At 59.9% G+C, this 13675-nt stretch carries 13 protein-coding genes and 1 pseudogene; 10 read left to right on the forward strand and 4 right to left on the reverse strand.

Annotated features, from left to right (window positions below):
- The first annotated feature begins 8 nt into the window (after positions 1-8).
- From F7P80_RS02790 to F7P80_RS02820, 7 genes are all read left to right on the forward strand, one after another.
- Complete coding sequence (locus F7P80_RS02790; protein ID WP_054067179.1) at positions 9-794, forward strand: ABC transporter ATP-binding protein; 786 nt, start codon at positions 9-11, stop codon at positions 792-794.
- Positions 795-821: 27 nt separating this feature from the next.
- Positions 822-1751, forward strand: a complete 930-nt coding sequence (locus F7P80_RS02795) for a branched-chain amino acid ABC transporter permease (protein WP_054067178.1) — start codon at positions 822-824, stop codon at positions 1749-1751.
- Between the two features lie 15 nt (positions 1752-1766).
- The gene (locus tag F7P80_RS02800) at positions 1767-2831 is read left to right on the forward strand and encodes a branched-chain amino acid ABC transporter permease (RefSeq protein WP_054067177.1); all 1065 of its coding nucleotides are present in this window, start codon (positions 1767-1769) and stop codon (positions 2829-2831) included.
- An 86-nt stretch (positions 2832-2917) separates the two neighbouring features.
- Entirely contained in the window at positions 2918-4237 is a 1320-nt protein-coding gene (locus tag F7P80_RS02805) for an ABC transporter substrate-binding protein (protein WP_054067189.1), read from the forward strand.
- 117 nt (positions 4238-4354) lie between these two features.
- Positions 4355-5182 carry an ABC transporter ATP-binding protein gene (locus F7P80_RS02810; protein WP_058879980.1) on the forward strand — a complete coding sequence of 276 codons (828 nt, stop codon included), beginning with the start codon at positions 4355-4357 and terminating at the stop codon, positions 5180-5182.
- Positions 5183-5216: 34 nt separating this feature from the next.
- Positions 5217-6464 (forward strand): phenylacetate--CoA ligase family protein, encoded by a 1248-nt coding sequence (locus tag F7P80_RS02815; RefSeq protein ID WP_151042544.1) that lies wholly within the window; start codon positions 5217-5219, stop codon positions 6462-6464.
- Positions 6465-6789: 325 nt separating this feature from the next.
- Positions 6790-7779: a tripartite tricarboxylate transporter substrate-binding protein gene (locus F7P80_RS02820; RefSeq protein ID WP_151042546.1), complete on the forward strand. Its 990-nt coding sequence runs from the start codon at positions 6790-6792 to the stop codon at positions 7777-7779.
- 80 nt (positions 7780-7859) lie between these two features.
- Here F7P80_RS02820 and F7P80_RS02825 read toward each other — a convergent pair whose 3' ends face one another.
- The 3 genes from F7P80_RS02825 to F7P80_RS02835 all read right to left on the reverse strand — a co-directional run bounded on the left by F7P80_RS02825 (position 7860) and on the right by F7P80_RS02835 (position 10197).
- Positions 7860-8219 carry a DUF1840 domain-containing protein gene (locus tag F7P80_RS02825; RefSeq protein WP_151042548.1) on the reverse strand — a complete coding sequence of 120 codons (360 nt, stop codon included), beginning with the start codon at positions 8217-8219 and terminating at the stop codon, positions 7860-7862.
- Between the two features lie 5 nt (positions 8220-8224).
- Positions 8225-9493 carry a class I SAM-dependent methyltransferase gene (locus F7P80_RS02830; protein WP_151042550.1) on the reverse strand — a complete coding sequence of 423 codons (1269 nt, stop codon included), beginning with the start codon at positions 9491-9493 and terminating at the stop codon, positions 8225-8227.
- Positions 9494-9582: 89 nt separating this feature from the next.
- The gene (locus F7P80_RS02835; protein ID WP_054067172.1) at positions 9583-10197 is read right to left on the reverse strand and encodes a hypothetical protein; all 615 of its coding nucleotides are present in this window, start codon (positions 10195-10197) and stop codon (positions 9583-9585) included.
- A gap of 99 nt (positions 10198-10296) precedes the next feature.
- Between F7P80_RS02835 and F7P80_RS02840 the strand changes: the two genes are divergently transcribed.
- Positions 10297-10590, forward strand: a complete 294-nt coding sequence (locus F7P80_RS02840; protein WP_151042552.1) for a polyhydroxyalkanoic acid system family protein — start codon at positions 10297-10299, stop codon at positions 10588-10590.
- Positions 10591-10738: 148 nt separating this feature from the next.
- A complete protein-coding gene (locus tag F7P80_RS02845) occupies positions 10739-12223 on the forward strand; it encodes an FAD-linked oxidase C-terminal domain-containing protein (protein WP_151042554.1) in 1485 nt (494 codons plus the stop codon).
- A gap of 345 nt (positions 12224-12568) precedes the next feature.
- Here F7P80_RS02845 and F7P80_RS02850 read toward each other — a convergent pair whose 3' ends face one another.
- Positions 12569-13189 carry a TauD/TfdA family dioxygenase gene (locus tag F7P80_RS02850; RefSeq protein WP_151042556.1) on the reverse strand — a complete coding sequence of 207 codons (621 nt, stop codon included), beginning with the start codon at positions 13187-13189 and terminating at the stop codon, positions 12569-12571.
- 121 nt (positions 13190-13310) lie between these two features.
- Between F7P80_RS02850 and F7P80_RS02855 the strand changes: the two are divergent.
- A pseudogene (locus F7P80_RS02855) lies at positions 13311-13663 on the forward strand (carboxyvinyl-carboxyphosphonate phosphorylmutase); the annotation flags it as partial.
- Between the last annotated feature and the right edge of the window lie 12 nt (positions 13664-13675).

The following is a 13675-nucleotide window of genomic DNA, read 5'->3' on the forward strand; positions in this document are numbered from 1 at the left end:
CCGCAGCCATGACAGACAAGAACATTGGCGATGTCATTTTGGACATCCAGAACATCAGCCTGCGCTTTGGTGGCGTGAAGGCACTCACGGACATTTCCTTCAATGTCCGCGAGCACGAGATCCGCTCCATCATCGGCCCCAACGGCGCAGGCAAAAGCTCCATGCTCAACTGCATCAACGGGGTCTATACGCCCAGCGAAGGCAAGATCACCTTCCGCGGCCAGACCTTCTCCAACATGAACAGCCGCCAGGTCGCGGAAATGGGCATTGCGCGCACCTTTCAGAACCTGGCGCTGTTCAAGGGCATGAGCGTGATTGACAACATCATGTCCGGGCGCAACCTCAAGATCAAAAGCAATCTGCTGATGCAGGCGCTGCGCATTGGTCCGGCGCTCAAGGAAGAAATTGCCCACCGCGAGTTTGTGGAGCACATCATCGACTTCCTTGAAATTCAGGCCTATCGCAAGACGCCCGTAGGCCAGCTGCCCTATGGCCTGCAAAAGCGCGTGGACCTGGGCCGCGCACTGGCCATGGAGCCCAAGGTGCTGCTGCTCGATGAACCCATGGCCGGCATGAACGTGGAAGAAAAGCAGGACATGTGCCGCTTCATCCTCGACGTCAATGACGAGTTCGGCACCACCATCGTCCTGATCGAGCATGACATGGGCGTGGTGATGGACATCTCCGACCGTGTCGTGGTGCTTGACTACGGCAAGAAGATCGGTGACGGCGCCCCCGACGAAGTCCGCAACAACGAAGACGTGATCCGAGCCTATCTGGGCTCCAGCCACTGACACCATCGCGATCACGGGAGACACGCAATGGCATTCTTTCTCGAAACCATGATTGGCGGCCTGATGACCGGCATGCTCTATGCGCTGGTAGCGCTGGGCTTTGTGCTGATCTTCAAGGCTTCTGGCGTTTTCAACTTTGCGCAGGGCGCCATGGTGCTGTTTGCAGCCCTGGCCATGGCGCGCTTTGCGGAATGGATTCCGCAGTGGCTGGGTGTGGAGTCCGCCTGGTGGACGCTGGCCGCTGCTGCAGCCATATCGCTGGGTGCCATGATTGTGATCGCCTGGCTGATTGAACGCCTGGCCCTGCGCCGCCTGGTCAACCAGGAGCCCATCACCTTGCTGATGGCCACGCTGGGCATTGCCTACTTCCTAGACGGTCTGGGACCACTGTTCTTTGGCAGCGGCGTCTACGGCATTGATGTGGGCATGCCCAAGGATCCCGTCTTTGTGCTCGACCATGTGTTCGAGGGCGGCATTCTGGTCAGCAAGGAAGATCTGTATGCCGCACTGATTGCCGCAGCGCTGGTGATCTGTCTGTCCATCTTCTTCCAGAAAACACGCACAGGCCGCGCCCTGCGCGCTGTGGCGGATGACCACCAGGCAGCACAGTCTGTCGGCATTCCACTGTCGCGCATCTGGGTCATCGTGTGGTCTGTCGCAGGCGGCGTAGCCCTCGTCACCGGCATCATCTGGGGCTCCAAGTCCGGCGTGCAGTTCTCACTGTCGCTGGTGGCGCTCAAGGCCCTGCCTGTGGTGATTCTGGGAGGCCTGACCTCGGTGCCCGGCGCCATCATCGGCGGCCTCATCATCGGACTGGGAGAAAAACTGTCCGAAATCTACCTCGGCCCCTATCTGGGAGGCGGCATTGAAAACTGGTTCGCCTACGTGCTGGCGCTGGGCTTTCTGCTCATCCGTCCCCAGGGACTGTTTGGCGACAAGATCATTGACCGCGTTTGACAGGAGAGGTCTGCAATGCTTTATCGTGAAAATGGACAGTTCAAAAGCAGCTATCGCGAAGACCAGCAGCTGTTTCCCATCCGGCAGGATCGCATCGGCATTCTTCTGATCATTGCGGCCGCCTTTGTGCTGGTCCCCATGCTGGCCTCTGACTATGTGTACCAGGCGATTCTGATCCCCTTTGTGATCCTGTCGCTGGCCGCCATTGGGCTAAACGTGCTGGTGGGCTACTGCGGCCAGATCTCGCTGGGCACGGGTGCCTTCATGGCCGTGGGCGCCTATGCCGCCTACAACCTGCAGGCCCGCATTGACGACTTTCCGCTCATTCTCTCCCTCATCCTGGGCGGTGTCGTCGCCATGTTCTTTGGTGTGCTGTTCGGCATTCCCAGCCTGCGCATTCGCGGCCTGTATCTGGCGGTGGCCACTCTGGCCGCCCAGTTCTTCATGGACTGGCTGGCCAGCCGCGCTGCATGGGTGACCAACCACTCCTCTTCAGGCTCGGTCAGTGCAGGCAAGCTCAGCATCCTGGGCTGGCACATCAACACCCCCATGGACAAATACCTGCTGTGCCTGATCTTCCTGTGCGTGCTGGGCCTGCTGGCCAAGAACCTGGTGCGAGGTGCCATCGGCCGTGAGTGGATGGCCATGCGCGACATGGACGTAGCCGCTGCCGTGATCGGCATCCGCCCCATCTACGCCAAGCTCAGCGCCTTTGCCGTCAGCTCCTTCATCGTCGGTGTCGCCGGTGCACTGTGGGGTTTTGTGCACCTGGGCTCCTGGGAGCCTGCCGCATTCAGTCTGGACATGTCCTTCAAGCTGCTGTTCATGATCATCATCGGCGGCCTGGGCTCCATCGCTGGCGGCATCTTTGGCGCAGGCTTCTTCGTGCTGCTGCCCCTGGCACTGACACACATCCCGCACTGGCTGGGTCTGCCCCTGTCCACAGCTGCCGCCACCTATCTGGAGCACATGATTTTTGGCGGCCTCATCGTGTTCTTCCTGATTGTGGAGCCACACGGTCTGGCACGCCTGTGGGGCACCGCGCGCCAGAAGCTGCGTATCTGGCCGTTCCCGCATTGAGCAAGATTCCCCGCAAGGGGCTAACCCTCCACCCGAAGAGGTGGCTTTTCATGACTGCAAAAAACCGGAAAACAAAGGAGACAAGCATGCAATGGAAACACCGCGTCGTGGCCGCTGCAGCGGCGATCTTAGGTGCCCAGGGCCTGATGGCCACCAGCGCCATGGCCCAGGAGCAGTACATGCCCGTCATGGTCTACCGCACAGGGCAGTTTGCTCCTTTGGGAGTGCCATGGGCAGATGGCAAGCTGGACTACTTCAAGCTGGTCAATGCCAAGGGCGGCATCAATGGCGTCAAGCTCAAGTACGAAGAGTGCGAAACCGCGTATGACACCGCACGTGGCGTGGAATGCTACGAGCGCATGAAGGCGGCCAACGGCGGCGCTCCTGGCTTTGACACCCAGTCCACCGGCATCACCTTTGCCGTCACAGACCGTGCGCCTAACGACAAGATGCCAGTCATCACCCCCGGCTATGGTTTGTCGCAAGCGGTAGATGGCTCGGTGTTCGAGTGGAACTTCCCACTGCTGGGCACCTACTGGACCGCAGCGGATGCCATCATCCAGGACATCCTGAAAAAGGAAAAAGGCTCACTCAAAGGCAAGAAGATTGCCTTGGTCTACCACGACTCCCCCTACGGCAAAGAACCCATTCCACTGCTGCAAAAGCGTGCGGCCAAGGAAGGCTTTGAGCTGATGCTGCTGCCTGTGACCGCCCCTGGCGTGGAGCAGAAGTCCACCTGGCTGCAGGTACGCCAGCAGCGCCCCGACTATGTGCTGCTGTGGAGTGCTGGCGTGATGACGCCTACCGCCGTGCGTGAAGCCCAGTCCACCGGCTACCCACGCGACAAGATCTATGCCGTGTGGTGGGGTGGTTCTGACCATGATGTGAAGGAGATCGGTCAAGGCGCCAAGGGCTACAACACCGTGACCATCCATAACACGGCTGCACGCGGTGCCGTGCATGACGAGATCAAGAAAGAGATCTACGACAAGGGCCAGGGCAGCTCCGCCAATGCAGGCATTCTGGGGCAGCTGGCACACACCCGCGGCATGGTGATTGCGATGCTGCAGACGGAGGCCATTCGCACGGCCCAGGAAAAATTTGGCAAGGGCAAACCTGTAACACCTGAGCAGGTACGTTGGGGCCTGGAAAACCTGAACCTGACCGAGGAGCGTCTGGCCGAGCTGGGCTTCAAGGACATCGTACGCCCCATCCAGACCAGCTGCGACAACCACCTGGGCGAAGACTGGCAGCGTATTGCCCAGTGGGATGGCAGCAAGTTCAACGTCGTCTCTGACTGGTACCAGGCCGACCAGGCCATCGTGGGCGAACTGGTCAAGGAGTACGCGGACAAGTACGCAACCGAAAAAAAGGTTGCCCGACGTGATTGCAGCAAGGTGCAGTGATCGCGCATGGAGGCTGCCCCATGCGTGATGGCGCAGCCTCCACAGCAGCGATCTGGCCACTGTGTTGGATCCCAGACCGGGACAGTCCCCTGCCCCGGCATAACTATCGAGGCAGTCATGAGTGCACTTCCAACTTCTGCGCACCCGCAACCCATTCTGTTTGTCAACGGTATTGAGGTTATCTACAACCACGTGATTCTGGTGCTCAAGGGCGTTTCCTTGCAGGTGCCAGAAAAAGGCATTGTGGCCCTGCTAGGTGGCAACGGCGCAGGCAAGACCACCACCTTGCGCGCGATCTCCAACCTGCTCAAGGGTGAACGCGGTGAAGTCACCAAGGGCAGCATTGAGCTGCGCGGTGAAGCCATTCACAACCTTTCTCCCGCAGACCTGGTCAAACGCGGCGTGGTGCAGGTTATGGAGGGGCGCCACTGCTTTGCCCACCTGACCATTGAAGAAAACCTGCTGACTGGCAGCTACACCCGCACGAACAAGGGCGAAATCGCCGCCAACCTGGACAAGGTCTACACCTATTTCCCACGCCTGAAGACCCGCCGCAGCTCGCAGGCGGCCTATACATCGGGTGGTGAACAGCAAATGTGCGCGATTGGCCGCGCCATCATGAGCAACCCCAGCGTCGTGCTGCTGGATGAGCCTTCCATGGGTCTGGCACCTCAGATCGTGGAAGAGGTGTTCAACATCGTCAAAGACCTGAACACCAAGGAAGGCACGACCTTTTTGCTCGCTGAGCAGAACACCAACATGGCGCTCAAATACGCCGACTACGGCTACATCATGGAAAGTGGCCGCATCGTGATGGATGGAACGGCCAAAGACCTCTCCAGCAACGAAGACGTCAAGGAGTTCTATCTGGGCGTTGGCGGCAGCGAACGCAAGAGCTTCCGCGACGTCAAGAGCTACAAACGCCGCAAGCGCTGGCTGGCCTGAGCGCTTTGGCCCCCCCGGAACCTGGAAGGACCCAATGTCTGAGTATTACGACGATCTGGAACTGCGCAGCCCCGAAGCACGTGAAGCGGCACTCATGGCTGCGCTGCCTGCACAAATTGCCCATGCCCAGCACAGCTCCAGCGCTTTTGCACAGATTCTGCAGGGCGTGGATGCATCCAGCATCCGCAGCCGTGAAGCACTGGCGCAATTGCCTGTCACACGCAAGTACGAGCTGCTGGAGCGCCAGAAAGCACAGCGCGCATCCAGCCCCTTTGGCGGCTTTAACGCCTGCAGCTTTGGCCCCCGGATGCCTCGCGTCTTTGCCAGCCCCGGCCCTATTTACGAGCCAGAAGGTACGCAGCGTGACTACTGGCGCATGGCGCGTGCCATCTATGCTGCGGGCTTTCGCGCCGGTGAGCTGGTTCACAACAGTTTCAGCTACCACTTTGTGCCTGCTGGCTCCATGATGGAAACCGGCGCACACGCCATTGGCTGCACCGTCTTCCCGGGCGGCACTGGCCAGACAGAACAGCAGGTGCAGGCCATTGCCGAGCTTCAGCCTGCAGGCTATATCGGCACGCCCAGCTTTCTGAAACTGATTCTGGAAAAAGCCCAGTCGCTGGGCACACCCCTGCCCAGCCTGCGCAAGGCACTGGTCAGTGGCGAGGCCTGCCCCCCTTCGCTGCGCGAGTGGCTGCAGCAGCAGGGTGTAGAGGCCTACCAGTGCTATGCCACGGCGGATCTGGGACTGATTGCCTACGAAACCCGGGCACGCGAAGGTCTGGTGCTGGATGAAAACGTGATTGTGGAAATCGTGCGCCCGGGCACCGGCGAGCCTGTCGCGGCAGGCGAAGTCGGAGAGCTGGTCATCACCACCCTCAACCCCGTGTACCCGCTGATTCGCTTTGGCACGGGGGACCTGTCCGCCGTCCTGCCTGGCAGCTGCCCGACAGGCCGCACCAACACCCGCATCAAAGGCTGGATGGGGCGTGCCGACCAGACCACCAAGGTGCGCGGCATGTTTGTGCAGCCCGGCCAAGTGGCCGAAGTCATCAAGCGCTTCCCGCAAGTGCTCAAAGCGCGGCTTGTGGTCACGGGAGCCATGGCCAGCGACCACATGAGCTTGCAGGTCGAAACCCTAGAAACCGCTGAAGGCCTGGCGCTGCGCATTGCCGACGCTGTGCGCGATGTGACCAAGCTGCGCGCGGAGGTCGAACTGGTGCTGCCCGGCAGCTTGCCCAACGACGGAAAAGTGATTGACGATCAGCGCAGCTACCAGTAGCAATTTTTACAATACGACAAGGCACTTTCACCATGCAAAAGGAACATGTCTTCCTGTGCTGGTGCAAGCGCTTTTCGCGCTACCGATGCTCTGCAAGCACCTGCAGCACTTAAGCCAAGAAGCCCGCAAACAAACCCTCTCACAGCAATAATTAGCAACAGATAAAAACAATAAACATCAAGCATGCCATCCAGATTTTTTGCGCTGGAGCAAGCCTGAAGCCTTCATAGAATTTTTTGCCAGTTGCATGCGGGTTTCTTCTAATCCCCCAGGACACCCCCATGCCTAGCATCACGAGTTCCTATAAATACTCAGGAGATCCAGCATGAAAAAAACGTTTGCAATCACAGCCATCGCACTTGCCGCCGCTGCCACCGCAACAGGCAGCTTTGCCCAGAACTACCCCGCCCCCAACAAGAACATCACCTTTGTCGTGCCCTTTGCCGCAGGCGGCCCTACAGACCGTGTCGCACGCGACCTGGCTGAAGCCATGCGCAAGCCACTCAATGCCACCATCGTGATTGAAAACCTGGGTGGTGCAGGCAGCTCCATCGGTACCGCCAAGGTCGCCAATGCCAACCCTGACGGCTACACCCTGCTGGTGAACCACATTGGCATGTCCACCATGCCTACGCTCTACCGCAAGCTGTCGTTCGACGTGCTCAAGGACTTTGAATTCCTGGGCATCGTCAACGATGTGCCCATGACCGTCATTGGCCGCCCCAACCTGCCAGCGAACAACTTTGCCGAACTGCGTGAGCTGATCAACAAGGACAAGGAAAACATCAACCTGGGTCACTCGGGTCTGGGCTCGGCCGGCCACCTGTGCGGTCTGATGTTCCAGAGCGCACTGAATGTGCCCATGACGCCCGTGCCCTACAAGGGCGCAGCCCCGGCAATTACCGACCTGATGGGCGGCACCATCGACCTGATGTGCGACCAGACCACCAACACCACGTCACAGATTGAGGCCAAGAAGGTCAAGGCCTATGGCGTGACCACACTGGAGCCTCTCAAGGTGCCCGCCCTGAAGGATCTGCCCACGCTGGATTCGCAAGGTCTGAAGGACTTCAACGTCACCATCTGGCACGGCCTGTACGCACCCAAGGGCACACCACCCGAGGTGCTCAAGACCATCAATGAGGCCTTGAAAGTTGCCGTCAAGGACCCTGACTTCATCAAGAAGCAGGAAGGCCTGGGCGCTATCGTGGTGAACGACCAGCGCGTCGAGCCTGAGGAACACAAGAAGTTCGTTGCCAAGGAAATCGCCACCTGGGGTGAAGTCATCAAGGCCAACGGCCAGTTTGCAGACTGATCACGGCTCTGCTCCCTCATAAAAAAAACCGCTCCAGCCATCAGGCGGAGCGGTTTTTTTGTCTGGTGCAGGCCCTATAGCTATCGGCTTGCAGCCACAGACCAGGTCACATCCTTGCCTTCAGCAGCGCTGCGGCGCAGCATGTCTGCCAGCGGTGCCACGCGCTGACGCAGGCTGATGGCCCCCAGCTGTGCAGACATCGCCGCTGCCTGGGCGCGATCGTTGCCGTCTTCGCTTTGCTGCATGGTCTGCAGCTGCTTGCGGCGTGCGTCATCCTCCTGCACGGCCTGCTCCAGCGTGCGCAGCGCTTCAGGGATTTGCTCTACCGTCACGATGCCGGGCTCACCAGGCGTTTTACCCAGCAGCTCCAGAATGTACTTGCCGGTCGCGGCCAGCATGATCAGGTCTGCCGTTGCACGAGATTGAAAGGTATAGGCCATGGTCGTTATCCCTTGGTGTACATGTAGTCGCGGTGGAATGGGTACTGTGATTGTGCCCCCCTCAGACTTCCGGTGCTCATTATCCCATCAGGATGCGTGGCCAACATCTGATGCAGCGCAGTCCAGCCATGTTCAAACCCCATGGCGCAGCCAGCCAGATACAGCCGGTAGGCCTTGAGGGAACGCTCGGCCTGTTCACGGTGGAGCGTCTCGCACAGCACCTGCAGCGCCGTATCCAGCTGCGCCTCCAGTGCATCCGACCAGGCCCAGAGCGTGCGTGCGTAGTGAGGGCGCAGGTTCTCGGTATCGACCATCTCCAGCTCGGCATCGGCCATGTCGTTGAGCACTGCGCTCACATGCATGAGCTCTCCGCCCGGAAAGATGTAGCGGCCGATAAAATCCCCCATGCCTGCCCCCACCTGGCGATTGCGCGTGCCCCCAGCGGTAATGCCGTGAATCAGCGCCAGACCGCCGGGCTGCAGCAGGCGGCGCACGGCCTCGAAATACGCAGGCAGGTTCACACGCCCCACATGTTCGAACATGCCCACGGACACCAGCTTGTCAAACGGCGCATCCTTGAGCTCCCGGTAGTCACACAGCGCCACCTCAACCTGCTGCTGCAAGCCCTCACGGGCAATCAGCTCACGCACATACTGGTGCTGGTTGCGCGACAGCGTAATGCCCTTGGCCTTGACGCCATAGTGCTTCGCCGCCCAGACGATCAGGCCACCCCAGCCACAGCCAATGTCCAGCAGCCGTTCACCGGCTTGCAGGCGCAGCTTGCGGCAGATGTGGTCCAGCTTGGCTTCCTGGGCCTGTGCCAGCGTCATGTCTGGCTCTCGGTAATAGGCACAGGAGTAAACGCGCAGCGGGTCCAGCCAGAGCGCGTAGAACGCATCAGACAGGTCATAGTGGTACTGCACCTGCATGGCGTCACGCTCAAGCGTGTGCAGGGCCATGGAACGCATGCGCTCCACCAGCTGGGTGCTCCAGCGCGGAGCCGTGCTTCCTACGGGGTCACTGTGCAGCAGTGCACTGGCTGCAGCCATGATGTCGCGCATGCTGCCCTGCAGATCGACCCAGCCCTCCACCACGGCGGAAGCCAGCGTGCCAATCTGCCCCTGGCTCAAGGCCAGCAGCGCGGCCTGCGAACGCAGGCTGAGCCGAACATCCCCTTGTTCGGGGCCCAGGTGCTGACCGTTTGGCAACTCCACCGTGACACGGACAGGCAGCCCCGCCAAACGCTTTTCCAGTGAGGTGAGCATGTTGTTCATGCCCCCATTGTTGAAACCGGCGCTGGCTGACGTCAATACGCTTGAACACCCAATATTGAAAGATTTTTTCGCTTCTTGTGGGGCAGCGCTTAGACCTTGCCTACCAGACGCTCATAGGCCGTGCGGGTGCTGGGCGAAACAGACTGGAGCACCTGCTCATAAGACGTTTTCTGGCGAGCCATCAGGCGCATGGAAGCAATGGTGCGCGACTTGCAGAACCAGTGGCAGGTGTGCTGCAGCAGCAACAGCTCGGCTGTCATGGTGTAGGCCATGCGCTTGCGTGTAGCCATGTCTACATCGTCCGGTGCGCAGGCTTCACGCACGGCATGGGCGTGCATGCGCAGCGCTTCACGCATGTCAAAGGTGTAGGCAGGCAGCAGGCGGTCAAAGTACGGCAGCGCCAGCGGCAAGGTGCTCACGCGTGTGTCTTCGGCGTTTTCCTTGCCGAAAGAGTCTGCCAGGCGCTGCAGCTGATCGGCCAGGGTCTTTTCGCTGTTGTCCAGAATGGCCCAGACCTGCTTCTGGCGCTCGGGATCTTTTTCATCGAGCGCACGCATATAGCCTTCAATCAGCCCACCCATGAGCTTTTCGATCTGGGTCGGAGCCAGATGCGAGCCCAGCAGACGCACGCGGCGGCGGTGCTCCACACCCTGCAGTACATAGACGGCAATGGAGCCCACAATAATCCAAGTCAAAAAATCCATAGCGCATGCCTGTGTGTCAAGAACCAGGCCCTAAGTGTATGCAGCCACCGGGCTGCTTTTATGATGCAGGCCCTTTTCTTCTGCTTTGAGGTGTGACCTGTGTCCCAAATCCTGATTGAACGCCAGCATGCGCTGGGCCTGCCCGTGGTGCGTCAACATGCCCAGACCTGGGCCAGCAAAGCCAGCGACAAATTTGGCGTGCAATGCCGCTATGAAGCGGGGGACCAGCAGGACGTGCTGCACTTTGAAGGCAATGGCATTGAAGGCCAGCTGCACGTGACCGAGACCCGGCTGCGCCTGCAGGCCCAGCTCGGCTTTCTGGCCGCCATGTTCCAGGACCAGATCGAAGCCAAGCTCAACGCCCAGTTTGACGAAATGCTGCAGGCAGCCTGAGCCTGTAGATTCATCATAAAAACAGCCTCTATCGCCCATCCAGCAAGCGCTAGCAGCTATATTTTTTAAATAACCACGTCAGACTTTCACACAGGCTTGCAAGAAAAATCACAGCGTTTGGGCAGGGCTTGCTCTACAGTCAGCGCTCATGACGACTGCCAGCCTTTCCGAACGCGCCGCCCGCCAGGCCGAGGTGGTGCAAGCCCTGTCCCAGCACGTGCCAGCACACGCCCTGCTGTGGCATGCCGAAGACACCACACCCTACGAGTGCGATGGCCTCACGGCCTACCGCCAGCGCCCGCTGGTGGTCTGTCTGCCTGAGACCTACGAGCAAGTACAGGCCGTGCTCAAAGCCTGCCATGCGCTGCAGGTGCCCGTGGTCGCGCGCGGTGCGGGCACGGGCCTGTCTGGCGGGGCCATGCCGCACGCCATGGGCGTGACGCTATCGCTGGCCAAGTTCAACCAGATCCTCAAAGTCGATCCGTACAGCCGCACGGCCGTGGTGCAGTGCGGTGTGCGCAATCTGGCCATCAGCGAGGCCGCAGCGCCCTACGGCCTGTACTACGCACCGGACCCCAGCAGCCAGATTGCCTGCACCATTGGCGGCAACGTGGCTGAAAACTCCGGCGGCGTGCACTGCCTCAAATATGGGCTGACGGTGCACAACGTGCTCAAGGTCAAAGGCTTCACCATCGAAGGTGAGCCCGTGGAATTTGGCGCTGACGCGCTGGACGTGCCCGGCTACGACCTGCTGGCGGCGCTGATCGGCAGCGAAGGCATGCTGGCCGTGACGACGGAAGTCACCGTCAAACTCATCCCCAAGCCCCAGCTGGCGCGCTGCATCATGGCCAGCTTTGACGATGTGCGCAAAGCGGGCGACGCCGTGGCCGCCGTGATTGCCGCAGGCATCATCCCCGCCGGGCTGGAGATGATGGACAAGCCCATGACCGCTGCCGTGGAAGACTTTGTCAAAGCAGGCTACGACCTCACGGCCGAGGCCATTTTGCTGTGCGAATCTGACGGCACGCCCGAAGAAGTGGAAGAAGAAATTGGCCGCATGAGCGAGGTGCTGCGCGCCGCAGGGGCCACCGCCATTGCCGTGAGCAACAGCGAAGAAGAGCGCATGCGCTTCTGGAGTGGCCGCAAGAACGCCTTCCCAGCCTCCGGCCGCATCAGCCCGGACTATATGTGCATGGACTCCACCATCCCGCGCAAGCGCCTGGCCGACATCCTGCTCGCCATTCAGGACATGGAAAAGAAATACGGCCTGCGCTGCGCCAACGTCTTCCACGCAGGTGACGGCAATCTGCACCCCTTGATTCTGTTTGATGCCAACGACCCCGACGAACTGCACCGCTGCGAACTGTTCGGCGCCGACATTCTGGAAACCAGCGTGGCCATGGGTGGCACAGTGACGGGCGAACACGGCGTGGGCGTAGAAAAGCTCAACTCCATGTGCACGCAGTTCACCACGGAAGAAAACAACCAGATGTTTGCCCTCAAGGCCGCATTTGACCCGCTGGGTCTGCTCAACCCCGGCAAGGTCATTCCCACCCATAACCGCTGCGCCGAGTACGGCAAGATGCTGGTGCGTGGCGGGCAGATCAGCCATCCGGATTTGCCACGTTTCTAAACCGCTCTACAAAAATCAAAGCGGCTAGCGCTGGATAGACAAGGGCTTCAGATAGAAAACTATCTGAAATCCAATATATACAAGCGCTAGCCGCTACTTTTTTGTTGATGCTCAGCTGCCGTGGCGCGTTTGATGACAGAGGCCGGCTCGTCGCACCGGCGGGCGAGTAGCTTTTTGTCGCGCACAAAAAGGAACTCGGCTGCCGAGCCGAGACCCGGCCTCTGCAAACAAACACACAGAAGCCACCAACCAAGAAGCACAAAACAAAAAAGGCACTCACCTATCCATAGCTGAGTGCCCTCATCCAACCTGCCTAAACAGCAGATTCAACGCATAAAAGAAATATTAAGCCAATGCCTCAGCGGCAGGCGCCGGAAACCCATTGCGCCCCGGAAACTCCGGTGCCAGCTCACGGGCATTGGGCATCTTGAGCCACAGGCGCAGCAGCTTGCGGCGCAGGGCGGGGTCATCATGGTCTTCAAAGCCATTGCGTGAGTGCAGCACGGCGTAGTTGTTGGCGAACTGCATGTCGCCGGGCTCAAGCATCATGTCCAGACGCAGCTCGGGCAGGTGGATGACCTCGTCAAACAGGTCCAGCGCCTCCACTTCCACCGGCGACAAAGGCAGGCCAGCCTGCTCATGGCCCAGCTCGAAATACTGGCGCAGATAGCGGCAGGTCAGCTTGCCCTGGTGGTAGCTGAAGATGGGCGTCAGGCCCGGTGCATCGCCCTCCACGCACAGGTGGGCGCAGTACCACTGGCGGTAGTACAGGCCCAGCAGCTCGGGGTGGCGGCGCAGGATTTCGTTGTAGATCGCGCCCACGCTGACCAGGCTGGACAGGCCGCCTTCACGGGCCTTGCGCACGCACAGCAGGCCCACTACGTCGGAGGGGTCGGTGTGGTAGGGCAGATAGTTATTGGTTTCGTAGACGCGCGTGGTTTTCTTGGATCCATCTGTAAAAGTCAGGTATGCAGCGGATGACGCCGCTCAGATTTTCGAGATGAGTGACGGTTCAGGGTCAGCAAACAGTCGTTCAGATGGAGCAATTTCGGTGCATCGGGTTCCTCTGCAGGAAATCGTTACGGGTGAACGCGCGCGGCAATTTCAGGAAGCCGTTGCCAATATTCTGTCTGTCGAAGCCGTCACCCCGGCTGAAGAAGTGCGCGCTCTACCCCAGCGCCTGCAAGCGCTGCAGCTCATGAATATCGTGATTTGTGGCAAGACCACCACTTCAACGCCGATGAACTGGGCGAGCAGGGCTTTGTGCTCTACGCCAATGCAGCCCTGCAAGGCGCAGTCGCAGGCATGCAGAAATGCCTACCCTTGCTCAAAAATGAGCACAAACTCGATGAAGACCCTGCCATCGTCGCCCCGTTTCTGGAGAGCCAGCAGCTGATGAACAAAGACTTCTGGATTGGGCTGGCGCACCACTACAAGTAGTGCGCCAGTGGC

It is taken from the genome of Comamonas kerstersii (assembly GCF_008801935.1).
GTDB lineage: Bacteria > Pseudomonadota > Gammaproteobacteria > Burkholderiales > Burkholderiaceae_C > Comamonas > Comamonas kerstersii.